Origin of the sequence: Pseudomonas frigoris (assembly GCF_047758635.1) — a bacterium.
Lineage (GTDB): Bacteria > Pseudomonadota > Gammaproteobacteria > Pseudomonadales > Pseudomonadaceae > Aquipseudomonas > Aquipseudomonas frigoris.
The window spans coordinates 6,252,621-6,277,004 of record NZ_CP180479.1 but is presented as its reverse complement, the minus strand read 5'-3'; the positions used below and the strand labels follow the sequence as shown (position 1 = coordinate 6,277,004).

Genomic DNA, 24,384 nt, shown 5'->3' with positions numbered 1-24,384 from the left:
CAGGGGACCTGATATCTAACTTTTTGATTGTTATGCCCCATAATTCAGCCTAAGCGTCTGTCGGAACGTGCTGTTACAATGCCGCGTCTGCGAATCTCCAGTACTTATTGATCAGGAGCACACCGGTGCCTGTCGTTTTTGTCGCCGCTTCCAAGCTGCCAACGCCTTTTGCGCAATTCACCATGCACGGCTTTCTCGATGAAGAAAACGGGCGCGAGCACGTTGTGCTGAGCCTGGGTGAGTTCGTCGACGGTGCCCCGGTACTCGGCCGGTTGCATTCCGAATGCCTGACCGGCGATGCTTTGTTCAGCCAGCGTTGCGACTGCGGCTCGCAACTCGAGGCCGCTTTGCAAGCCATCGCCCGTGAAGGTCGTGGCGTGTTGCTGTACTTGCGTCAAGAGGGCCGTGGCATTGGCCTGCTGAACAAGATCCGCGCCTATGAATTGCAGGATGGCGGCGCCGATACCGTTGAAGCCAACGAGCGTCTGGGCTTTGCCGCCGATCAACGTGACTACGCCATGTGCCTGCCGATGCTGGAGCACCTGGGCGTGAAATCCCTGCGTCTGATGACCAATAACCCACGCAAGGTCAAAGCCTTGACCGACATGGGCATCGTGGTCGCCGAGCGCGTGCCGCTGCACACCGGCCACAATCCGCACAACAAACTCTACCTGGCCACCAAGGCCAGCAAGCTCGACCACATGATGGGCAACGAGCATCAGGGTGAGGCTGACCGGGCGTGACCCGCGGTCAGGTTCGGCGGCGACTGTCCGTCAATTGGTGGCAATACCTGGCGCTGGCCTTGGTGCCGCTGTTCGTGATCAACGGCGTGTTTGGCCAGAGCGAGGCGATCCTGCCGGTGCTGGCGATGCCGTTGTTCATCGCCGGTGTGGCGTCGATGTTTGTCAGCCTGAAATTCTTTGGCGGCTACAAACACGCGTTGATCGCCACTCAAAAAGCCCTCGACACCCCTGAAGAACCTGCTGCCTGGATCGCCCTGGCTGCCAAGCGTCGCACGGCGTTCCTGGCTGCCGGCCTTCCGGCCTGGATCGGCGCGCTGGCGGTATTCGTCGGCCTCGAAGCCGTGCCGTTGATGCTGCTGTCGCTGTCGACCCTGGTGCTGTTCTACCTCTACCGTATTCCGCGTCAACTCGGCTGATGCGACCCGTCTGGCTGGCGGTTTTGCTGCTGGCCGTCAGCGGCCCGGCGGCTGCGGTCGAACGCGTTGTCAGCCTCGCGCCATCGCTCTCTGAAATCGTTGTTGAGCTGGGTTCTGCTGACCTGCTGGTGGGTGTGCTGGATGCCGGTGAGCGTCCTGCCGAGCTCAAAGACCTTCCTTCGGTTGGCCGCTATGGCCAGTTGGACATGGAGCGATTGCTCAGCCTCAAACCCGATTTACTGCTGCTCTGGCCCGGCAGCGTTGGCCCGGCTCAGCGTGAACAGCTCAAGCGGTTGAACATCCCCACCTATGTGGTCGAACCTCACAGCCTCGAACAACTCACTGCGCAGATCGAAGCCATCGCCACGCAACTCGGCCGGCCGGAACGGGGTGTAACGTTGGCGGTGGATCTGCGCAACAAACTGGATAACCTGCGCCAGCGCTATCACCGGGACAAGCCGTTGCAGGTGTTCTATCAAGTCTGGGATCGACCGCTGTACACCGTTGGTGGCGGGCAGATCATCAGCGATGCGCTTGAAGTGTGCGGGGCGCGCAATGTGTTTGCCGACCTGACCCTGCCGGCGCCGCAGGTCAGTATTGAGGCGGTATTGCAGCGTAATCCAGACGTGATTCTGGCCAGCGATCAGGCGCAACTCGATGCGTGGAAAGCCTGGCCGCAGGTTGCCGCAGTGGCGCAGGGGAAATTGCTGTTGGTGACGGATAAAGGGCTGGAGCGGCCGAGTGGGCAGATGATCGAGGCGACGGCGAAGTTGTGCCATGTGATCGCGCCTGATCGCTGATACCGAGGTGTAGCCATCGCGAGCAAGCTCGCTCCCACACTGGATTTGTGAACGATACAAAACCCCTGTGGGAGCGAGCTTGCTCGCGATGAGGCCAGTCCAAACACCGCAAAACTCTGGTCAGAGAGCCGGTGTCCACGTCACCCCAAACATCCACGCCCGACCCTCCTCGCGATACCCATACTGACTGCCGTCATGGCTGTACAGCGCCCGGCTATAACCCTTATCCAGCAAGTTATCGACCTTCAGCTCAAGTTTGATCTCACGATTCAATTCCCAGCTACTGCGCAACCCCAGCAACGCATACCCGCCCAACGGCTGCTGATTGTTCTCATCGTCATAGCTGCTGCTCACCGCCTGCCAGCTGGCGCCGAGCCCTAGCCGGTCGAACTGCCGATCCAGATCCAGACTCAAGGTCCGCCGCGCGCGACGAGCCAGTGTGTGCCCACTGTCACGATCCCGCGGGTCGATGATCGCCACGCCGAGGTTGCTCTGCCAGCCGAACAGTTCCTGTTTCAATGCCGCCTCGAACCCGTTGATTCGTGCCGAGGCCACGTTCTGCGGCCGTGAGTTGCTACCGAAAATAATCGCGTCTTCCAGGTCCGTACGGTAAAGCGAAGCTTCCAGGCGAGCGGTGTCGGTCAGCTGACTGCGCCATTGCAGCTCATAGCTTTTCGAGGTCTCGGGTTTCAGATCCGGATTACTGAAGTCGGGGTAATACAGATCATTGAACGTCGGCGCGCGGAACCCTTCACTGTAGGTCAGCAGCACATCGTTATCCGGATTCAGCGGCAGGGTGAAGGTGCCGCTCCAGCTGTTCTGGCCGCCGAACTGTTGGTTCTGATCGCGGCGCAGGCCCAGCTCGGTGGAGAAGCTTTCTGCCTGGTAATGATGCTGAATGAACGCCGCACGGTTCCAGCGGCTGTCCTCGTCGAATGGCGTGCTGCTGTTGATCCGGTCCTCGTACCAGTCGCCGCCGAGGATCAGGCTGTTGCGCTCGTCGAGGGTCAGGTCGTTCTGCCAGTTCACCGAATCACGGTAAGTGTTGAACACGCTGCGTTCGTCACTGAGCTTGTCCAAAGTCTTCTCGCGGTTTTCGCTGTGGCCGAACTCGACGCGGGTTTTCCACAGGTCATTGATACGCGCATCGACGTAACTGCTGACGCTGCTCACCGCGAAGTCGCTGTAGGGCTGTTGCTGGACTGACTCGAACGTGTCCATGTCGAAGCGTCCGAACGGATTGTCGAACTCACTTTTGCCACGGTTATCCAGCAGGTTGGCGCCGATTTCGATGTCATCGGTGAGGGCGTGACTCAGGCTCAAGCTCACCGATTGGTTGCGGTAGTCGTCATGATCGCCGTCGCTGGGATACGACTCGCGAGTGCGATTGATTCCGGTGGTTTCATCGAGGCTGGCGCCGAGGTTGAATCGGGTCTGCTCGTCGCCGCCGGACAGTCCGAGGCTGCGTTCCCAGGTCTGGTTGCTGCCAAAGCCCACGTGCATTCGCGGTTGCAGGCCTTGCTCGCCGCTGCGACGAGTGAAGATCTGGATCACCCCGCCAATCGCATCGCTGCCATAAATCACCGAGCGGGAACCGCGCAGCACTTCCACGCGCTCGACCTGTTCGATGTTGATGTGTTGCAGGTTGCTGTCGCCGGAGGTGGCGTTGCCGATGCGCTGGCCGTCGACCAGCACCAGGCTTTGGGCTGACTTGGTGCCGCGAATGTAAATCCCCGGCAGACTCCCGCGCCCGCCGGTTTGTCCGACCTGCACGCCCGGCACACGACGCAGCAAGTCAGTGACACTGCCCGGTTGCAGACGATCGATGTCTTCGCGGGTGAACACGGTATTGGCGGCGCTGCTGTCATTGCGCGCTTCGACCTGACGGTTGGCGCTGATCAGCACGTCGGGAAGCTTCAGGGCCTGGTCGCGTTCGAAGGTGTCGGCCAGCAGTTGACCGGCCGGCAGCAGGGTCAGCGTCAGGGCGAGGCGGGAGAGTTTCATCGGCAGTCCATTGGCTTTGGAGCGAATACAGTTTTGAAAGGCATGAAAACCAATGTGGGAGCGGGCTTGCTCGCGAAAGCGGTGGATCAGTCAACATTTCAGTCGACTGACAGTCCGCATTCGCGAGCAAGCCCGCTCCCACAAAGTTTTGCGTTTAAATATTCAGGAGTTGTAAGCGCTCACGAACCGAAGCTTCGATCCCTGCCTCATCCAGCCCGCATTCGGCCAGCATTTGCGCAGGCTTGGCGTGCTCGACGTAACTGTCCGGCAAGCCCAGGTGCAGCATCGACTTGAGGATGTTTTCGCGAGCGAGAAATTCGCTGACTGCGCCACCGGCACCGCCCATGATCGCGTTCTCTTCGATGGTCACCAGCAGCTCGTGGCTGCCGGCGATATCGCGAACCAGTGCTTCATCGAGCGGTTTGACGAAACGCATGTCGACCACGGTGGCATCCAGCCTCTCGGCGACTTTCAGCGCCTCGGCCAGTTGCACGCCGAACACCAGCAGGGCGACGTTGCTGCCCTGACGACGAACCACACCCTTGCCGATTTCGATCGGCTCGAGGTTTTTCTCGATCGTCGCGTTCGGGCCAGTGCCGCGCGGGTAACGCACTGCTGCCGGACCGTTAAACAGGTGGCCGGTGGTGAGCATTTTGCGCAGTTCGTTTTCGTCGCTCGGGGTCATCACCAGCATGCCGGGGATGCAGCGCAGGAACGACAGGTCGAAGCTGCCCGCGTGAGTCGGGCCGTCTTCGCCCACCAGACCCGCGCGGTCGATGGCGAACAGTACGTCGAGGTTTTGCACCGCGACGTCATGAATCAATTGATCGTAGCCACGTTGCAGGAACGTCGAATAAATCGCCACCACCGGTTTCGCGCCTTCGCAGGCCATGCCGGCGGCGAGGGTCACGGCGTGTTGTTCGGCAATCGCCACATCGAAATAGCGCAGCGGGAAACGCTCGCTGAAGGCCACCAGATCGGAGCCTTCTTTCATCGCCGGAGTGATCCCGACGAGACGCGGATCGGACGCGGCCATGTCACACAGCCATTCACCGAACACGCCGGAATACTTCGGTCCGCCAGCTTTCTTCGGCGCGGCGGCCGGAGCGTCCAGCGGGTCGAGTTTGGTGATCGCGTGGTAACCGATCGGGTCGACTTCCGCCGGGGCGAAGCCTTTGCCTTTCTTGGTGACGACGTGCAGGAACTGCGGGCCTTTCAGATCGCGCATGTTGCGCAGGGTGGCGATCAGGGTCGGCAGGTCGTGGCCATCGATCGGGCCGATGTAGTTCCAGCCCAGTTCTTCAAACAGCGTGCCGGGGACCAGCATGCCTTTGGCGTATTCTTCGGTGCGACGGGCGATTTCCCAGGCACCGGGCAGGCGCGACAGGACCTTTTTGCTGCCTTCACGCATGCTCGCGTAAGTGCGGCTGGAAAGGATTTTCGCCAGGTAGTTCGACAGCCCGCCAACATTGCGCGAGATCGACATGTCATTGTCGTTGAGGATCACCAGCATGTTGGCGTTCACTTCCGGCGCATGGTTCAGCGCCTCGAAGGCCATGCCGGCAGTCAGTGCCCCATCGCCGATGACCGCGATCGCCTTGCGATCACTGTTTTGCAGGCGGGCGGCAATGGCCATGCCCAGCGCTGCGCTGATCGATGTGCTGGAGTGGCCGACGCCAAAGGTGTCGTACTCGCTCTCGGAACGACGCGGGAAGGCCGCGACGCCGTCCTTCTGGCGCAGGGTGCCCATGCGCTCGCGACGGCCGGTGAGGATTTTGTGCGGATAGGCCTGATGACCCACGTCCCACACCAGCCGGTCGTCCGGGGTGTCGAAGACGTAATGCAGCGCGATGGTCAGCTCGATGACGCCCAGGCCGGCACCGAAATGCCCGCCGGTCTGACCGACCGTGTAGAGCAATTCCAGGCGCAACTCATCGGCCAGGGTTTCCAGCTCGGCTTCGCCTAACCGGCGCAGGCCGTCCGGCGTGTTGGCACGGTCGAGCAGGGGCGTGGTCGGGCGCTTGCGGGGAATCTCATGAAACGTCGTGGGCATCAGGCGAATCGTTATAGGTATAAAAGATGCGGCAGTTTACCTGATGCATCGCCCCCTGCCCACGCGTAGGTCTTTTTTGGCGGATACGCCGTCAGCTGCGCCGATCGACGATATAACGGGCCAGATCGCGCAACGGCTCGGCTGCCGCGTCAAACGGTCGCAGCGCATGCAGGGCCTGATCGCGCAGCTCCAGGGCGTAGGCCTTGGCTGCATCGAGTCCGAGCAGGGCCGGATAGGTCGGCTTGTCGCGTGCGATGTCGGCCCCTTGGCGTTTACCGAGGGTTTCGGTATCGCTTTCGACGTCGAGAATGTCGTCCTGCACCTGGAACGCCAGGCCGATGGCCTGTGCATAAGTCTGCAAGGACTTGAGTTCGTCTTTCTCGGCACGGCCACTGGCCAGGGCGCCGAGTTTGACGCTGACCTCGATCAGCGCGCCGGTCTTGTGCCGGTGCATGTATTCCAGGGCTTTTTGATCGAGTTTCAGACCGACCGAACCAAGGTCGATGGCCTGACCTCCGACCATGCCGGCCGGGCCTGCGGCCAATGCGAGAGCACTGACCATTTGCAGGCGGATTTCAGCGTCCGAGGTGCTCAGGCGAGGGTCGAGCAGGGCGCTGAAGGCCAGACTCTGCAAACCGTCACCGGCCAGAATCGCGCAGGCTTCATCGAATTTTTTGTGAGTGGTCGGCTGGCCGCGACGCAGATCGTCGTCGTCCATCGCCGGCAAATCGTCATGCACCAGGGAATAAGCGTGAATCAGCTCCACCGCGCAAGCGGCACCGTTGGCCTGCTCAGCCTTGCCACCCAGCGCTTCGCACGCGGCGTAGGCCAGCAGCGGGCGGACCCGTTTGCCGCCATTCATCACGCTGTAGCGCATGGCCTCGTACAGACGCGCGAGCTCAGGGCTCGGTGCGTTGAACAGGGTTTCCAGTGCAGCGTTGACGCGGGCCTGGCTGGTCGCCGAATACGCTGCAATCATTCTGGTTGATCCGCTTCGAAGGGTTCCTCGGCCAGCTCGCCATCACGCTCGAGCAGCACCTGAACCTTTTGCTCGGCCTGGGCCAGCGCCGCCTGGCAATCGCGGGTCAGACCGATGCCCTGCTCGAAAGCCGTCAGCGAGTCTTCCAGCGACAATTCGCCGTTCTCCAGACGCTCCACCAGCGTTTGCAGGTCAGCGAGAGATTGTTCGAAATCCAGTGCAGCTTTTTTGCGGGCCATGGCGGCTATTTCCGGTTGACGTTAAACCGGCGCGACACTAGCAGACATGGGGGTTATGGGCAAATGAGCGGGGTAACCCTGTGGGAGCGAGCTTGCTCGCGATAGCGGTGTGTCAGTCGGCATATTAGTAACTGAAAGTCCGCTATCGCGAGCAAGCTCGCTCCCACAGAAGAGTGTTGCAGCGGGTCATTATGTTGATCGATCAGGGATAATTGATCTGGTACCGAGTGCTGCGCCCTCCACCTGGCAGGCGTTCCAGGCAGCCCTTCTCCAGCAGTTCGGCCAGATGACGGGTCGCGGTGGCTTTCGAAACCTTGGCGACTGCCTGGTATTGAGCCGCGCTGATGCCCGCCTCGAAACCTCGTTCCCCACCATCAAGCAAGCGATTGAGGACCTTTATCTGGTCAGCCGACAGCGATGACATTCTGTGCGCCTGCCAGAAACGCGTCTTACCCAGCACGCTCTCGATCCGGGCCATGGCTTGTTGCAAGCTGCGCAGCAGGGTTTGCAGAAACCACTCCAGCCACTCGGTGATATCCAGTGTGGCTTTCTGGCAGGTTTCGAGCACTCGATAATAGCCGGACCGGTCTTCGAGAATGCTCGCCGACATGGCATAGAAACGGATGGCTTGATCTTCACCCTGAGCCAATGCCAGATCGGTGATCGTGCGCGTCAGGCGCCCGTTGCCATCGTCGAAAGGGTGCAGGGTGACGAACCAGAAGTGCGCGATGCCGGCCCGCAGCAATGGATCGAGTCCCGCCTGATTTCGGCTGGCGGTAAACCAGGTGAGGAAAGTGTCGAGCTGTCGCTCAAGGCCCTGACGAGGCGGGGCTTCGAAGTGAACGGTTGGCCTGTCGAGGCGGCCGGACACCACTTGCATCGGATCATCGCCGCGTAGCGCACCGACGCGGATCGGCCGGGCAGCGAGATCGGTCTCTTGCTCGGGAAACAGCCATTCGTGCCAATCCAGTAATCGCTCCAGCGTCAGCGGTTCAGCGAAATGCTGAGTGGCGTCGAGCATCAATTGCGCCAGCCCTTCACTGCGCTGGCTGACATTGTTGCCATCGACCAGCTCCATCCCCAACCGCCGCGCCAATGACGAGCGAACCGAGCCGACATTCAGCTGCTCACCCTCAATGGCGGATGAGGTCACGATGTTCTGCAACAGTGCATCCAGTTCGCTCTGAGCACTCAGCGAACTGCCCACTGAGCTGGCCATGCCCATCAACCGACCTTGGGCCTGCACGCACTCGCGCAATAGCGGCGTCAGGCGCTCTGCTTGCCAGTTGAAATTGGGCCAATCGGGCTGCTGCCAGATCCAGTCAGGTGCCATGAACTCAGTGCTCTTGGAGAGGGTGAGCCGAATAAAAACGTTATTCGGCTCATATGGTGAGCCGAATATGACGCCTATTCGGCTCACCGTCCACCTGCCAGCGTGAATCCCCCCGCAAATATAGAGGTATCCGATTGTTAAAAAACCGCCGAATGGCTAATCTTCGCGCCTTCTACGACCCGATAGTCATGGGTCTTTTTGACGAAACGCAGTTTTTGGATCTGTAACGCGCCGAGGATCGGGCGCAAGGTTTCGTTATGCATGGCAGGAGGCGTCACATGCGTTCATTTCTTCTATTGCTGATGGGGCTCGTCTGCGCGACCGCGGCGTTGGCCGAGCCTTCGGCCGAGGTGTCGGAACCGGTGGGTGGCTGGCGTTATTCCGGCCTGCTGGACCGCAGTGAAAATCCTCAAGTCGCCTATCCCACGCCACCGATCGATCGCGGTGTGCAGCGCAATCGCACCATGATCCAGGGCCAGCTCAAGGCCATCGGCACTCAGCGAGGGCCGCACACCCTGGCCGTCAACGGCAATCCTCTGAATCTGTACACCGACGACCAAGGGCGTTTCGCCCGGCCGTATGCGTTCGGCGCCGGCTCCAACAGCGTCGAAGTGCGCAGCTCCGAAGGCCAATCGCTCAAGCGCGTTCAATTCTATGAAGCCAACAACCTGCGCACTCCGGCGCGGATTCGCGTGGTGTTGGGCTGGGATGACCCGAAAGCCGAACTCGATCTGCACATCATTACCCCCGACGGCCAGCATGCGTTCTGGGCTCGCCCGGCGATGAGCAACGGCGGCGGCCTGGACCCGGACGGCGTCGATGGCCCCGGCCCGGAAATGTTCACCATGACCGCGCCGATGCATGGCACCTATCTGGTTTACGTGAACTATTGGGGCAACTTCGGCAGTGGCGGCTATAACTTCGATGAGACCAGCAACCAGAACGAGGTGATCACCTCGCAGATCAACCTGGTACTCAACGAAAACACCGTCGACGAAAAACGCGAGACCTTCATCGTGCCCCTGCGGGCCATCGGTGACCTGCTGCTGGTCAAGACTTTCAACTATTAAGCATCCCGCTCCACGGATGACATCGGGTTTTGTGAACATGAGCGATAACACTGTTTCTCCGGCCGCCGAAACGCCAGCAGCCAAAACTCCTCGCCGCTGGCCGGTGCTGCTGGTCGGGCTGCTTCTGGTGGCTGGCGTGGCGGGCGGTTTGGGCTGGTTCATGCACAAACCCAAGGCGCCGCCAGCGGCGTTGGCCAGCGACAAACTGGGCATGAGCCGGCCGGACGGTCTGCTCGAAACCCACTCCTTGAGCCAGTTGCCCAAGGATTTGCTGGCGGTGCCGTTCCTCAAGGAAACCCTGACTGAAGATTTCGTCTTCTATTACGAAGCGCATGCGGATCGCCTCGGCTTGATCGGCAGTCTGCGGCGGATCATTTACGAACATGACCTGAAATTGCAGGACAGCCTGATCGAGCAACTTTTCGATCAGCCAGCGGATGTGGCGCTTTGGCGTGGAGCGGATGGTCGCCTGAAAGACTTTTTGTTGGTGATGGATCGCGGTGGTCTGGCCAAGGTGCTGGAGCCGCTGGCGAAAGTGGCGCTGGATGATTCGCAGCTGAGCAAAATCGGCGATGTGAAAGTCGGCGCCGACGATGTGGCGCTTTATCAACTGAGCTACAACGCCAGCAAAGCGCTGGTGTTCGCCTCCCACGGCGACAAACTGGTGGTGCTGTCCAACCCGACCAAACTCTACGATCCGGAAGGCGGCTCATCGGAAGAGCCAGGCAGTGTTTCGACCAAGGCCATCGCCGCCTTGCTTAACGGCGACAAACTGTTCCCCGAAGCCTTCGGCCTGCAACCGCGCACGCCTGAGGTGAAACAACGCCTGTCGGTCAATTCCAGCGTTCTGGCCATGGGTTATCAACGCTTCATCCCGAACTTCGCCGGGCTGCGTTTCGACATGGACGACAAGGGCTGGCACAGCTTCCTCGCCATGGATGAACTGGACAACCAGCCGGACTTCGATTTCAAGCCGATCTGGCAAGCCATGCCGATGGGCGCCAGTGCCTGTGTCGCCTTGCCGCTCGCTGCCGAACAACAGAAACCGCTGCTGGTGAAACTCGGCGCCGAAGAGTCTGTGGCCCAGGCCCTGACCGATCACATGGCCGGTGCCGCCGGCCTCTGCTGGTACGCCGATTCGCGGTTGTACACGCCGCTGTTAGTGGCCAGCCTGAACGATGACGACAGCGCCAAACTCGACGGCGACCTGGGCAACCTGTTCGGGTCGATGGTCGGAGCCTACGAAGGCAACGTCGAAGAACACGCGTTCCCGGTGGTCGAGAAACAGGAAGGCCCAACCCACCAATGGCAGCGTCAGGTCAGCTCCAACTTTGGTCCTTACAAAGCCAAGGATGCCGAGAACCCGGACGCGATCACCGGCAAGGCGTTCATGAAAGTCAGCCTGGCGCGCCACGGTTCGACGCTGCTGTTCTCCCTCGACGACAAGCTGGTGGACAAGGCCCTCGGTACTCTCGACAAACGCTTCCCGCCGATGGCCGACGTGGTACCAAAAGACTTGCTGATGCCGGTCTACTTCGGCCCGGATTCCATGGCGCAACTGATGCAGCAGGAAACCCTCGACAGCCTGCCGCAAGACATGGAGCCGGTGTTCTACAACGCCGCGCAAACCTACCTGATCCCGAAACTGCGCAAACTCGGCGGTTACGGCAAGTACGCCCTGACCTTGCCGGAAGGCAGCGAACCCGACGGCCACTGGCAATGGCTGCCGCTGGAATGGAAAGCCCTGTGACAGCACTCATCCGAGGCCTCGGCCTGCTGGCGTTGCTGCTGGGGACCCGGGCATTTGCCACTGAGGCGCCGCCGCTGGACGTGCAGCAATCCCAGGTATTCCGTGCCTGGTTCGTGCGCATCGCCCAGGAACAACTGACCCAAGGTCCGAGCCCGCGCTGGTATCAGCAGGACTGCGCGGGCCTGGTACGTTTCGCCGCCAACGAAGCGCTGAAAGTTCATGACGATAAATGGCTGCGCAGCAATGGCCTGTCCAACCGTTATCTGCCGCCAGAGCTGCAACTGAGCGAGGCCCAACGCGGCCTCGCCCAGCAATGGCAGCAGGGCGGCGGCAAGGTCGGGCCGTACGTCAACGCGATCAAACTGATTCAGTTCAACAGCCATTTGGTCGGCCGCGATCTGGCGCAAGCCCGGCCCGGCGACCTGATGTTTTTCGATCAGGGCGACGACCAGCACCTGATGATCTGGATGGGCCGCTACATCGCCTATCACACCGGCACCACCACCCCGACTGACAACGGCATGCGCTCCGCAAGCCTGCAGCAACTCATGACATGGAAGGACACCCGATGGATACCCGACGCAGCCAACCCCAACTTCATCGGCGTCTATCGGCTGAACTTTCTCTCCCAATGATCGGTGCCCGCATGTTGCGTTTTCTGCCTCTGCTGTTGGTCTTTGTGCTGCCTTTTTCGGCGGTCAATGCCGAAGACACCGTCGAGCCGAGTGGCTACACGCCGGTGGCCGGTGAAAGCTTTTTCCTGCTGGCCGACAGCAGTTTTGCCAGCGACGAACAGGCGATGGTTCGCCTCGAAGCGCCGGGTCGCGACTACCGTCGGTTCCGCATGGAGCCTTACGGCGGCGCGGACATTCGCGTGTACCGCATCGACAAGCCACTGGATTTCCTCAAGCGCCAGAAGAACCTGCACCGCGTGGTCAGCGACGGCCAGTTCAAGGGCGAAGGCCTGTCGAACACCCTCGCGTACCTGTGGGACAACTGGTACCGCAAATCCCGTCGGGTGATGCAGCGGGCGTTCTCCTACGAATCGCGTAAACAAGTCACCGAGGAAGTGCCAGAGCTGAAGATGGGCACCGCGATGGCCGCGCCAACGCCCTATGACGCTCAACCTCAATTCGCGCTGATTCCGGGCTTGCCGGTGGTCAGTCAATTCCGTTATCCGCTGTGGCAAGCCAAACCGATCCAGCCGCCCGAGGGCGTGAACCTCGCCGGTTCTTCCAGCGAATTCGTCAGCGTTGCGCCGGGTAACGTTTACATCCCGTTGGGCAACCTGAAGCCGGGTCTGTACCTGGTCGAAGCACTGATTGGGAAATACCGTGCGACCACCATGGTCTTCGTTTCCAACACCGTGGCCGTGAGCAAGATTGCCGGTGATGAATTGCTGGTATGGGCGGCGCGCAAACACGAAGGCAGTTCGGTGCCGAAGGTCAACGTGCTGTGGACTGATGGCCTGGGCGTGATGAGCAGCGGCGCCACCGATGCCGATGGTTTGCTGCGTCTGAAACACGTCAGCCCGGAGCGTTCGTTCGTGATTGGCGAGGACGAAGAGGGCGGGGTGTTTGTCTCCGAGAACTTCTATTACGACAGCGAAATCTACGACACCAAACTCTATGCCTTCACCGACCGGCCGCTGTACCGGCCGGGGGATTGGGTGTCGCTGAAGATCGTCGGGCGCGAGTTCAAGAACGCCCGCGACTCTGTGCTGCCGACCGCTGCCGACGTCAACGTGACCGTGCTCGATGCCACCGGCACGGCGCTGCAATCGTTGGCGCTGAAACTCGATTCCAAGTCGGGCACCCAAGGTCGTTTCCAGTTACCGGACAACGCGGTGGCGGGTGGTTATGAACTGCGTTTCAGCTACAAGGATCAGGCCTACAGCAGCGCTTTCCGTGTCGCCGAATACATCAAGCCGCACTTTGAGATCTCGCTGAACCTGGCCAAACAGGATTACCGCACCGGCGAACCGGTGAAGGGCAGCCTCGTCCTGCTGTACCCGGACGGTAAACCGGTGGCCGACGCCAAGTTGACCCTGAGCCTGCGGGCCCAACAACTATCGATGGTCGACAACGAGCTGCAATACCTCGGGCAATTCCCGGTGGAGCTGACCAGCACCGAACTGACCACCGACTCCAAGGGCAACGCGACGCTGGATCTACCGGCTGCCGAGAAGCCGAGCCGTTACATGCTCACCGTGTTTGCCAGCGACGGCGCGGCGTATCGGGTCAAGACCACCAAGGAAATCCTCATCGACCGCGGCGCGGCGAGTTTCAGCCTGCGCGCGCCTCAGCGTTTTAGCGCGGTGGGCGACAAGGTTGCGTTCAGTTATTTGAATGAAGGCGGCAGCGAGCAAAGCAAAACGGTCACACCGAGCATTTATAGCTGGGTGCGCCTGGAAGACCAGACCACCGGCGAGGGCAAACTCGCCGCGAAAGACAAAGGCTTCACCTTAGCCTTCGACCGTCCGGGCACTTACAACCTGACGTTGAAGGATGACCATGGCCGCGTCGTCGGCGCCACCGGTCATTCGGTCACGGGCGAAGGCGTTAAAGCGGTGCCGGGCACCGTGGAAATCGTCCTCGATAAACCCGAGTACAAGGCTGGCGACGAAGCCCTGGCTTTGATCACGTTCCCTGAGCCGATCAGCGATGCGCTGCTGTCGCTCGAGCGCGACAAGGTCGAGGCCACAGCGCTGCTGTCCAAGGGCGGCGACTGGCTGAAGATGGAAAAACTCAGCGAGACCCAGTACCGCGCGCGGATCCCGGTGAAGGACAATTTCGCACCGAACCTGACGTTCTCCGTGCTCTACACCAAGGGCGGTCAGTACAGCTTCCAGAACGCCGGCATCAAGGTGATCGCGCCGCAGATTGACGTGGCCCTCGTCACCGATAAAGAGGCGTATCAGCCGGGCGATACCGTGTCGGTGGACTTGACCACGCAGTTCGCTGGCAAGCCTATTCCAGCGCACCTGACGGTCAGCGTGGTGGACGAAATGGTCTACGCGTTGCAACCGGAAGTCGCGCCGACCATCGACCAGTTTTTCTACCATCCGCGCCGCAACAACGTGCGCACCAGCGCCAGTCTGTCGTTCATCAGCTACGACGTGGCATTGCCGGGCAGCCCTGGCGCGCCAGGCAAAGCCAATCGCAGCGAGCGAGGCGTGAAAGTGCTGGAGCGGCCGCGTCGTGAAGACGTCGACACTGCCGCGTGGCAGCCGGAATTGATCACCGACGCCAACGGCAAAACCCGTTTCACCTTCAAGATGCCAGATTCGTTGACCCGCTGGCGCATCACCGCCCGGGCCATCGCTGATGACGGTCAGGTCGGGCAGAAAAAGCAATTCGTACGCTCGGAAAAACCGCTGTACCTGAAGTGGAGCGGACCCACCAAATTCCGCGCTGGCGACAAACCTGATCTGGGTGTGTTTGCTTTCAGCCAAGCGGAAAAACCGGCCAAGGCTGAGTTGGTGATTCATTTCGGCGGTACCGAACAACGCGTCCCCGTGACGCTGAATAACGGCATCAACTACATCGCGCTGCCGACGTTCGCGTTGGCCAGTGGCGAGTGGACAGCTGAGCTGGTGCAGGACGGTAAAACGGCTGATGCGTTGGCTGTGCGACTGACCGCGACCGGCGAAGGTTGGCAGGTGACCCAGAGCCAAAGCCTGGACGTGGCCAGCGGTGATACGCCGCTGACTCTGCCGGCGGATGCCAGCGATATTCGCCTGCGTCTGGACGACAGTCCGCAAGCGCTGTTCCGGTCGGCACTCGACGATCTGTTGAGTTATCCGTACGGCGGCGTCGAACAAACGGCCAGTCGTTTGCTGCCGCTGAGCATTGCGTATCCGACCTTGTCGTCGAATCCGCAGATCCGCGATCGCTTGCGTTTGATCATGCAGAACAGCCGTCTGCGCCTGGTGCAAATGGCCGGGCCTTCGGCGAGCTTCACCTGGTGGGGCATGGACGGTGAGCCGGATGCGTTCCTCACCGCTTACGCCTACTACGCCGACTGGCACGCCAGCAAAGTGTTGGAGCTGAGCCTGCCGCCGGAGCATTGGCAGCGGGTGCTGGAGGTCTATTCGAAGCAGGCCAAAAACACGCCGCTGTTGCAGCGGGCGCTGATCCTGTCGTTCGCCAAGCAGATGCAATTGCCGGTGAACACCTTGCTCAGCGGTTTGATGGATGATCTGGCGAAAGCGGGCGAGGGTAATGCGGCGAACCTGATGGACGATGGCGAGGACAGCATCGTCATGAGCGATCCGGATTCGGCGCTCGGTCTGGCGGCTGCTCGTGCGCTGACGGCCTCTTTGGCGAAGCAATCGAAGGTGATTCTGCCGGACGCATTCAATCGTCAACTGGCGGATGCGCAACAGCGTTTGGCCGTCAGCTCGCAGCCGTTTGCCGAAGCCTTGAACCTGTCACTGCAAGCCTTCGATCAGGCTCACGCGCAAGCGTTGTTGCAACGTCTGCTGCCACAGCAATCGACCCTGGAACGTGCGTTGGCGCTGACCTGGTTGCAACGCAGCATCGAGCAGGCTTCACCCACCCTCTTACTGGCACCGGGTGAAGGCTGGAAGAAAAAATACGGTGATACCGGTGAGACTTATTGGACGTGGCAGGGTGCTGCGCCAGTGCCTGCGGTGCTGTCGCTGACCGGTGCGCAAGAGCGTCCGCTGCGAGCGGCGTTGAGCTTCCAGACCAAACAACCGCTGGTAGATCCGATGGCCGTGACCATCACTCGTCGCCTGTCGCGTCTGGTTCCGGGCGACGAAGCCTTCACCTTCAAACTGGAAGCGGTCGGCACCCAACCGTTGTCCAGCGACAGCCTGTATCTGGACGAAGTGATCATCACCAGCAAAGCGGCCAAACCGCTGCGCTACGGCATGCTCGAAGTGCCGCTGCCACCGGGCGCCGATGTCGAACGCACCACGTGGGGCATCAAGCTCATGGGCAAGGCCGGCACCGAACCGTCCGCGTTGGAGAAGGCGCGTTTCGAGCCGGGGCAGATGGCCTATGCCATTCCGGTCGATGCCTTGAGTGGTGAATTGCGTCTGCGTCATTTGGTGCGTTTCTCGCAGAAAGGCCAGTTCAACCTGCCGCCGGTGCGTTTCACTCAGGTCTACGCGCCACAGCATCAGGCTCAGGAACAGAAACCGGCCCTCGGCCAGGTCACGGTCAACTGACATGACCCGACCTCTGGTCTGGTTGCTGCTGTGCTTGATCCCTGCGCTGGCGACAGCGCAGGAGGAGCCGCTGCGACTGGCTTTTAAAGGTGAGTTGCTGTCGTTGAGCCGGACTCAGGTGATGTCTCGCGAGCCGTTGCCGGCTGATTTGCAGACTCCGCTGGGCAGTGTGTGGAAGTTGTTTGTCTACGGCTGGCTGGCGGATACCGGTGCACATGAATCGCCTTACGAGTGTCGCGGTCAGTCGAAAGATGAAGTTTACTGCTGCACGGCGGGCGGCAAGATTGAGCGCGATCAGGCGTTGGTGAAGTCGTGCGGTTTGTACTTTGAGCCGCAGCGGTTGGGCATTGCTGGCGCTGACTGGCGCACGTATTGGCAGGCGCGGCAGGCACCGGAGTGGTTGCTGGATTTGGCTTCGTTGCAGCCTTCCACGCGAGTTTCAGTGACTGAGTTGCTGCGAATGCTGGCCGTGATGCCGGCGCAGGATCAGGCGCGGCGGGTGTTGCTGGATGTGGTGTTGAATGCGGCTGACGGCAATGTTGTGGGCGAACTCGGTGGCCGGTTGCGGGTGAAAACCTGGAGCTGGTTGGGGGATCAGGATCCTTCGTCGCGTCAGGGTGGGTTTGCAGGGTGGACGGCGAACGGTACGTCGGTTTGGGCTGGTGGGCGTGGGACCAGTCAGATGGTTTTGCGTAACTACGGTGGGGCGTTGGCTTCGGTGTTGCCGGTGGATTGGCCTTTGGATGCGGGACGTTGTGTCGAGGTGGGGCTGTTTTCACGCTATCCCGTCGGGCGCGTTCTGGCGGGGGATCGTGTTGTTGAGACCGGGCCCTTGCAGGGCGATTACCGCGTTGAATTCAACAACGGCAACCAACTCGATATCCACAGCGACGGCGAACTGTTTTTAGTGAAAGACAAACTGATCGCCCGTCTGGACCGCGAAGAATACGTCGCCCGCGTCCTGCAACGCGAAGCCAGACCCGAACCCGCCGAAGCCGCTAAAGCCCTGGCCGTCGCGATCCGTACGTACCTGCTGCAAAACGCCACCCGCAACGGCGACTGCCTGAGCATCGACGACAGCAGCAGCCGGCAACGCGTCGCCCCACGCCCTGCCACCGCCGAATCACGCCACATCGCCGCCTGGACCAGCGACCTGGTCCTCGCCGGCAGCACCGTCACCTACCACTCCGACGAGCCCGGTCCGAACAAGCTCTCCTGGCAGCAAGCCGTCGAACAAGCCAACGCTGGCCAACGCTACGACGCCATCCTGCTTCACGCCTACCCGCGCGCCAGCCTCAGCCGCTGGGACAATCCAGTCGCCTCCTGCGAAGCACTCCCCGCCGCGCAAGACTGGCTACAAAACCAACGCCGCGGCTGGCGCCAACGCTTGGAAAGCGAAGTCGGCTACAACGAAGTCAGCACCTTCGCCGTCTGCCGCCTGGCCTTCGGCCGCCCCTATGTCGACCGCGAACGCCAACGCCTCTATGTGCGCGGCGTGTTGTCGCTGCAAGACCGCCTCGACCTGACCCACGAATACCTGCACCTGGCCTTCGAAGCACACCCCAGCGGCCAGGATGAAACCTACATCGAAGGGCTCGCCCGTCACCTCTTGCTGGAATAGGCCATGAAACTCCGTTATCCACAGGTCTTCCTGTTCCTTTGTTCTTTTTGCGTACTGCCGACGATCTTCGCCGCCGCTGTTGACCTTGATACCCCTGTAGGTGGTTGGCGTACGGGGGCAGTTGAAGGCGAAGGCGAAAACTATCGCCAGACCGTCAACTACCCGGCCTCCTCGGTCAACACCCCGGCCGGCCAGGCCAACACCGCCCGCATCAGCGGCCAGATCAAAGCCACGCCGAAGTCGGGTGAGCCTGGGCGGTTGATGGTTAATGGCATCAGCATGCCCCTGAAAATCGACGCTGCTGGGCGCTTTGATCGGCCGTACTCGTTTCCGAATGGCAGTAACAGCGTTGAAGTCCGCAGCCCGGATGGGCAGCAGCGACATCGGACGCAGTTTCTCAATGCCAGTGGCGGCGCTGCTCCGGCCAAACTGCGAGTGTTGCTGTCGTGGGACAGCGACAACACCGATCTGGATTTGCACCTCATCACCCCGGATGGCGCGCACATCTGGTACGGCGACCGGGTTGCACCCAATGGCGCAGCGCTGGATGTTGACGTGACCACGGGTTACGGCCCGGAAATCTTCGCCATGCCGGCGCCGATCAAGGGGCAATATTTGGTTTACGTGAACTATTTTGGCGGTGGGTATCGCAGCGATGAAGACGGGCAGGAAGATGCGGTACAACCGCTGACGACGGCGCAGGTGACAGTGATCACCGAGGAAGGGACGCCGAACGAGAAGATGGAAACGTTCCTGGTGCCGATGCGGGCGGTGGGGGAGTTGACGTTGGTTAAGGGGTTTAGTTATCCGTGAGGGTGAAATAAAGCGACCGCAGCGTTTTTACGTAGCTGCAGTCCCCGATCCTTGGTTGTCCGATTATTGCGATTCGTCCTCCATGAAGGCGTCATCACTGGCCAGCTCGCGCTCAATCTGTTCGATGCTGGGCAGGCTGGTTTGAAGCTCTGCCGGCAAGGACTCCACCAACTGGTACTCGGCCACGCCGATAGGTCGGGCGTTATCACGCAGGGCATATTCGGCCACTACCTTGTTCTTGCTCTTGCATAGTAGAAGGCCGATGGTCGGGCCGTCCTGCGGATGTTTGAGTTGCGCATCCACTGCAGTGAGGTAAAAACTCAGTTGCCCCAAATGCTCAGGTTTGAACTTGCCAGCCTTGAGTTCGATCACCACGTAGCAGCGTAGCTTGAGGTGATAAAACAGCAGATCGATGAAGAACTCGTCACCGCCTACGTCTAGCAGCACTTGCTTGCCGACGAAGGCGAAACCCGCACCCAGTTCCAGCAAGAAATCAGTAACGTGTTTAACCAGAGCGTTTTCGATCTCGCGCTCCTGGGCATCAAGAGTCAGGCCGAGGAAGTCGAAACGGTAAGGGTCTTTCAGTGATTCGCGGGCAAGGTCGGATTGCGGTTTGGGCAACTGGCTATCGAAGTTATTGACTGCCTTGCCACTACGCTCCAGCAGACGGGTCTCGATCTGCATCACCAAAATGTTGCGCGACCAGTTGTGCTCGATGGCCTGGGCGGCATACCAACGGCGGGTTTCAGGGCCATGAAGCTTGTCTAGCAGCACCAGATTGTGACCCCAAGGCAATTGTGCAGCAGCTTGTTGCACAAATTCCGCGTCCGGCCACGCGCCAGCAAAAGCGCGCATGTATTTGAGGTTGCGTGGGGAAAACCCTTTCATATCCGGAAAAGCCGCGCGTAAATCCTGAGCCAAGCGGTCGATGACCTTAGTCCCCCAACCCTGCTGTGTTTGGCGGGTCAAAATATCCTGACCGATCTGCCAGTACAGCAGCACCAGCTCGCGGTTCACCGCCAGAGTGGCGCGCTGCTGGGCATTATGGATGCGGCTTTTAAGATCGATCAGCCAATCGCCGTAGCCGTCGGGGGGCATGCTCAGGCTAGCGGGGGTGTCGCTCATGCTTTTATCCCTTATGGTTTTTCGGCGGAGCGCGAAGATTAGTCAGCGCATTTATCGTGCGCAAGCAGGTTGGGCTTTCAAGGATATTTCCTTCAGAAGAAAGGGGCGTTGCTTACTTTTAGGCTTTTTTAGGCTTCTGTTGCCGAATTGCAAGAATAGGTCAGCATTGATGATTGAATCGATCCTGCGCATCTTTCGCTTGGCTTGTTTCACTCTTTCAAAGGGGGACGATCAAATTCGAGGCTATAGGTCAACCAGGCTTACCTTGACTCGCTGAGGGGCGGCAAGATGTTCGGTGACCATGGCGATAAGGGCTTCATCCTCTTCGCTGAGTAATGCTGCTTTGAAAGGCAATTTTCCGCGCTCAGCGACGTATTGAAGGGTTTGGCGCAGGAGCTCGGAAGGTGTTACTCCGAGTTTTTCCAGCTCGGCAAATGAACGCTGCTTCAGCTCATCGTCGATGCGGATGTTGATGGAGGCCATAATGAGATACCTGTAATGACGTTTGTCGTTACATTAGCAATTGCGGTGCTAGCCAGACACCCCCTCATTTAGAGTTTTCAGATGACAGGTATGCTTTCCTGCAGGCATTAAAAAGCCGGCTTGTGGGCGGCATTATTGTTGAATTTTAGCCTTGTTTTGCTGGGTTCTATGATAGTTTTTAATTCTGTCCCCCCATTTGTCCCCCCATTCGGGGATTGAGTGAATTCTAGGCGTTGAAGCCCATTGACCGATACTAGCAAGATCCATCGTGTGCAGTGGCTCAGTGTTGGCGATGGTTAAGCATGGACTCCTGCTGTGGGTATTCGCATATTTCCGATGTGTACGTTGACCCCGAGTGAATAAATCGAAGTCCTGGAGCAGATCGCCATTCACTCATCCGTGTCTGGGAATGGCCAGAGACTACGGCACCTACCGTCAAGCCATCTCCCGGATACGCAGGGGTAGGGCCGGCCCAGCCCAGCCCAGGAGAAGGGGACAATTGCCCAGCCGTCCTTTTTACATAATCTCCCAGGCGCTTGGCACGCTCAATGCAGCGAGCTGACAGTTAGCGCGACCTACGGTTATTTACTATAAGGAAGAACCTTCCTTTACAATCCGTGGCTCCGTGTAGGGGGTAAAACTGACTCTGACTCTGGGTATTGGTTTGGTTTTTCTTCTGTCACTGCTGGTAGCGCCCTGGCATTGAACCGATGCGTTTTGCCCCAGTTGCGATGCGGCCAACGGCGCTGTCAATGGCTTTGTTCGGTCTCGTCGCACGCGATACCACCTCGTTCGAGGTTTTCGGAGTGATAATGATGAGCCCGTGGCCGGCATGAAAGCAGATGCCCTCTGAGGTCTAGCCATAACCATCAACATTAACGGCTGAAGTCGCCCCACTCGCTTATGAGTGATTTGGACAGTGGTAAACCATGAATGCTGTAGAAATTGAGTCCGCAATCTCGGAGCTGGTCCTTCACCCCTTCGACACGGCGGAGTTCCCATTCGCCTTTCTAGCCGCTTTCGGTAGCAAGGACACGGCCCTCAAGCGCCTGCGAGCAGGCAATAACAACGCATCGGATGTATCCGGTGCCGTGTTACTGCGCAACAACATCCATATCGCCGCATGCGACGCTGATACCGTGGGAGAAACCCTCAAGGCATTGCGCGCCAGCCTGGCCACCACAAAAGCCAAAGCCAAGTTCATCCTCGCCACCGACGGCCAATCCCTTGAGGCCGAAGAACTGGCCAGTGGCGAAACCATCGCCTGCGCCTATTCGGATTTCCCTAACCACTTCGGTTTCCTCTTGCCTTTGGCCGGAATCTCCACCATCAAGGAGATCAAGGACAACCCCATCGACGTGCGCGCCACGAGCCGCCTGAACAAGTTGTACGTCGAACTGCTGAGTGACAACCCGGACTGGGCCAAGGACGAGCGGCGTGCCGACATGAACCACTTCATGGCCAGGCTGGTGTTCTGCTTCTTTGCCGAAGACACCGACATCTTCAATGGGAAGAGTTTGTTCACTCGGACCGTGGACCAGTACAGCGAACGCGATGGCTCCAACACCCACCAGGTACTGTCCGAAATCTTCCGTGCCATGAACATCAAGGTTGCCGAGCGTGCCAGTGCCGATCCCCGCTTGCCGAACTGGGTCAACGGCTTCCCCTATGTGAATGGCGGGTTGTTCTCGGGTAGTACTGAAGTACCGCGTTTCACTCGGATGGCGCGCACTTACCTTCTACACGCGGGTAACCTGAACTGGAAGAAAATCAATCCAGATATCTTCGGCAGCATGATTCAGGCTGTGGCTGATGATGAGGAGCGCGGCGCACTTGGCATGCACTACACAAGTGTCCCCAATATCCTGAAGGTATTGAATCCGCTGTTGTTGGATGATTTGCGCGCGCAGTTGAACGAGGCCGGCGACAACGAGCGCAAGCTGCTGAACTTGCGCAAGCGCATGGCACGCATTCGAGTGTTTGATCCTGCGTGCGGCTCTGGTAACTTTCTGGTTATCGCTTACAAACAAATGCGCGAGATTGAGGCGGAAATAAACCGTCGCCGGGGAGAGCCCCATCTGGGTAGTGATATTCCATTGACGAACTTTCGGGGCATCGAGTTACGCGATTTCCCGGCAGAGATCGCGCGTCTGGCTCTCATCATTGCTGAGTTTCAGTGCGACGTGCTCTATCGCGGGCAGAAGGATGCACTGATGGAGTTCTTGCCATTGGATGCACAAAACTGGATCGTTTGCGGTAATGCGCTGCAACTGGATTGGCTGAGCATTTGTCCGCCTGCGGGCACGGGCGTGCGCTTGGTTGCGGACCATTCGTTTGACGCCCCACAAAATTATGCTGAGATCGACTTCGAGAACGAAGGCGGTGAGACGTACATCTGTGGTAATCCTCCGTACTTGGGGAGTAAGCGGCAAACCGAAGAGCAGAAATCCGACCTTGAGGCCATCTTCGGACATCTCACTCCAAACTGGAGATCTTTAGACTATGTTGCCGGATGGTTTCTTAAAGCGTCCGACTTCGGATCGCGAGCAAAAACTTCCGCCGGTTTTGTGGCAACGAATTCCATCTGTCAAGGGCAGCAGGCATCTATCCTCTGGCCTCTTATATTTGGTGTAGGGTATGAGATAAATTTTGCTCATACTTCGTTTAATTGGAGGAATCTCGCCAGTCATAATGCTGGAGTTACCGTTGTAATTGTTGGGGTTTCATCGCACAAGTTTGGCGTAAAAAAACTCTACCAATCTGATGCGCAAGAGAACTCTATCCTTCGGGAAGTCACCAACATCAATGCTTACCTAATTCCCGGTAGCAACATTATTATTGAGGCAACTAGAAAGCAGATCGCAGGGCTGCCTGAGTTTGAGCGCGGGAACTCCCCGACTGACGGCGGTCATCTTCTTCTGGATAGAGAAGATTTAAATGAGATGTGCCTCAATGGTCAAGTCAGAAAGTTCATTCGTCCCTTTGTTGGGTCTCTAGAGCTGATTCGCGGAGTAAGTAGATTTTGCATCTGGATTGAAGATGAGGAAGTCGGGGAGGCTATGGCAATCAACTCGATCTCTGATCGAGTGGCCAAAGTCCGCTCATTCCGCTTGCTTAGTACTAAAGCGGCGACACGAAAGGCTGCGGACTGGGCATACCGATTCGATGAACGAAAGCCGTTACCTAGTGTACCGTCGATCTGTGTTCCTGTAACAAGTTCAGAGAATCGAGCGTATCTGCCTGCGGATTTACTGCCAGCGGGGGTTGCAATTTCGAATCTTGCGTTTGGTATGCCCTGCGCGGAAATCTGGGTACTAAGTATCGTCGTGTCTCGCATGATGCTTTCGTGGGTTGCCGCCGTTTGTGCGAGGATGAGAACGGATTACAGATTTACAAATACGCTTTGCTGGAACACCTTCCCCGTGCCGGTGCTCACGGAACAGAACAAGGCTGACCTGACTGCCTGCGCCGAAGGCATCCTTCTTGCGCGTGAAGCACATTTCCCCGCCACCATCGCCGACCTGTATGCCGCTGATAACATGCCGGACAACTTGCGCCGCGCCCACGAGCGCAATGACGAAGTGCTGGAACGCATCTACATTGGTCGACGTTTCAAGAATGACACCGAGCGACTGGAAAAGCTGTTTGACCTCTACACCAAGATGACGGCAGGTGCAGCCAAAGTCGCACCCAAAGCAATAAAGGGAAAAAAAGCGTGACGGAACCAGCCAGCAATCCGACCAATGCTTACACCGTGC

General features: G+C 59.3%; 17 protein-coding genes. 10 read left to right on the top strand and 7 right to left on the bottom strand.

Going from position 1 to position 24,384, the window contains the following annotated elements; all coding sequences use genetic code 11:
• Positions 1-125 precede the first annotated feature (125 nt).
• From ribA to ACMXYH_RS28935, 3 genes are read left to right on the top strand one after another with little or no spacing between them, the layout of a single operon-like run.
• The gene (ribA, locus tag ACMXYH_RS28945; RefSeq protein WP_033059420.1) at positions 126-743 is read left to right on the top strand and encodes a GTP cyclohydrolase II; all 618 of its coding nucleotides are present in this window, start codon (positions 126-128) and stop codon (positions 741-743) included.
• Entirely contained in the window at positions 740-1,159 is a 420-nt protein-coding gene (locus ACMXYH_RS28940) for an MFS transporter (protein ID WP_095131408.1), read from the top strand. Before ribA ends, ACMXYH_RS28940 begins: the two co-directional genes overlap by 4 nt.
• Positions 1,159-1,959 carry a cobalamin-binding protein gene (locus tag ACMXYH_RS28935; RefSeq protein ID WP_415765695.1) on the top strand — a complete coding sequence of 267 codons (801 nt, stop codon included), beginning with the start codon at positions 1,159-1,161 and terminating at the stop codon, positions 1,957-1,959. Before ACMXYH_RS28940 ends, ACMXYH_RS28935 begins: the two co-directional genes overlap by 1 nt.
• A 120-nt stretch (positions 1,960-2,079) precedes the next feature.
• Here the strand turns inward: ACMXYH_RS28935 and ACMXYH_RS28930 are convergent, their stop codons facing one another.
• From ACMXYH_RS28930 to ACMXYH_RS28910, 5 genes are all read right to left on the bottom strand, one after another.
• A complete protein-coding gene (locus ACMXYH_RS28930) occupies positions 2,080-3,963 on the bottom strand; it encodes a TonB-dependent receptor domain-containing protein (protein ID WP_415765694.1) in 1,884 nt (627 codons plus the stop codon).
• 154 nt (positions 3,964-4,117) lie between these two features.
• On the bottom strand, positions 4,118-6,016 hold the full coding sequence (gene dxs / locus ACMXYH_RS28925) for a 1-deoxy-D-xylulose-5-phosphate synthase (RefSeq protein ID WP_415765692.1): 1,899 nt from the start codon (positions 6,014-6,016) through the stop codon (positions 4,118-4,120).
• A 91-nt stretch (positions 6,017-6,107) separates the two neighbouring features.
• On the bottom strand, positions 6,108-6,995 hold the full coding sequence (ispA, locus tag ACMXYH_RS28920) for a (2E,6E)-farnesyl diphosphate synthase (protein WP_129440828.1): 888 nt from the start codon (positions 6,993-6,995) through the stop codon (positions 6,108-6,110).
• On the bottom strand, positions 6,992-7,234 hold the full coding sequence (locus tag ACMXYH_RS28915) for an exodeoxyribonuclease VII small subunit (protein WP_056743654.1): 243 nt from the start codon (positions 7,232-7,234) through the stop codon (positions 6,992-6,994). The genes ispA and ACMXYH_RS28915 overlap by 4 nt, the downstream gene beginning before the upstream one ends.
• Before the next feature lie 202 nt (positions 7,235-7,436).
• Entirely contained in the window at positions 7,437-8,567 is a 1,131-nt protein-coding gene (locus ACMXYH_RS28910; protein ID WP_415765691.1) for a Fic family protein, read from the bottom strand.
• Between the two features lie 278 nt (positions 8,568-8,845).
• Here ACMXYH_RS28910 and ACMXYH_RS28905 point away from each other — a divergent pair, with 278 nt between their 5' ends.
• The 6 genes from ACMXYH_RS28905 to ACMXYH_RS28880 are packed head-to-tail and all read left to right on the top strand — an operon-like array spanning position 8,846 to position 19,018.
• Positions 8,846-9,637, top strand: coding sequence for a YfaP family protein (locus ACMXYH_RS28905; protein ID WP_046047362.1), 792 nt, complete (start codon positions 8,846-8,848; stop codon positions 9,635-9,637).
• 37 nt (positions 9,638-9,674) lie between these two features.
• Positions 9,675-11,387 carry a DUF2138 domain-containing protein gene (locus ACMXYH_RS28900; RefSeq protein ID WP_415765690.1) on the top strand — a complete coding sequence of 571 codons (1,713 nt, stop codon included), beginning with the start codon at positions 9,675-9,677 and terminating at the stop codon, positions 11,385-11,387.
• Positions 11,372-12,022 carry a DUF1175 domain-containing protein gene (locus ACMXYH_RS28895; RefSeq protein ID WP_095131398.1) on the top strand — a complete coding sequence of 217 codons (651 nt, stop codon included), beginning with the start codon at positions 11,372-11,374 and terminating at the stop codon, positions 12,020-12,022. Before ACMXYH_RS28900 ends, ACMXYH_RS28895 begins: the two co-directional genes overlap by 16 nt.
• Positions 12,019-16,584: an alpha-2-macroglobulin family protein gene (locus ACMXYH_RS28890; protein ID WP_415767762.1), complete on the top strand. Its 4,566-nt coding sequence runs from the start codon at positions 12,019-12,021 to the stop codon at positions 16,582-16,584. The genes ACMXYH_RS28895 and ACMXYH_RS28890 overlap by 4 nt, the downstream gene beginning before the upstream one ends.
• A gap of 1 nt (position 16,585) precedes the next feature.
• The gene (locus tag ACMXYH_RS28885) at positions 16,586-18,205 is read left to right on the top strand and encodes a DUF2300 domain-containing protein (RefSeq protein ID WP_415765689.1); all 1,620 of its coding nucleotides are present in this window, start codon (positions 16,586-16,588) and stop codon (positions 18,203-18,205) included.
• 3 nt (positions 18,206-18,208) lie between these two features.
• A complete protein-coding gene (locus tag ACMXYH_RS28880; RefSeq protein WP_415765688.1) occupies positions 18,209-19,018 on the top strand; it encodes a YfaP family protein in 810 nt (269 codons plus the stop codon).
• A 63-nt stretch (positions 19,019-19,081) separates the two neighbouring features.
• On the opposite strand, the gene ACMXYH_RS28875 is transcribed toward ACMXYH_RS28880, so the two are convergent.
• Positions 19,082-20,143: a PDDEXK nuclease domain-containing protein gene (locus ACMXYH_RS28875; RefSeq protein WP_415765687.1), complete on the bottom strand. Its 1,062-nt coding sequence runs from the start codon at positions 20,141-20,143 to the stop codon at positions 19,082-19,084.
• A gap of 243 nt (positions 20,144-20,386) precedes the next feature.
• Positions 20,387-20,626, bottom strand: a complete 240-nt coding sequence (locus ACMXYH_RS28870) for a type II toxin-antitoxin system RelB/DinJ family antitoxin (RefSeq protein ID WP_415765686.1) — start codon at positions 20,624-20,626, stop codon at positions 20,387-20,389.
• Positions 20,627-21,555: 929 nt separating this feature from the next.
• On the opposite strand from ACMXYH_RS28870, the gene ACMXYH_RS28865 reads away from it, so the two are divergent.
• A complete protein-coding gene (locus ACMXYH_RS28865; protein WP_415765685.1) occupies positions 21,556-24,345 on the top strand; it encodes a class I SAM-dependent DNA methyltransferase in 2,790 nt (929 codons plus the stop codon).
• The last annotated feature ends 39 nt before the right edge of the window (positions 24,346-24,384 follow it).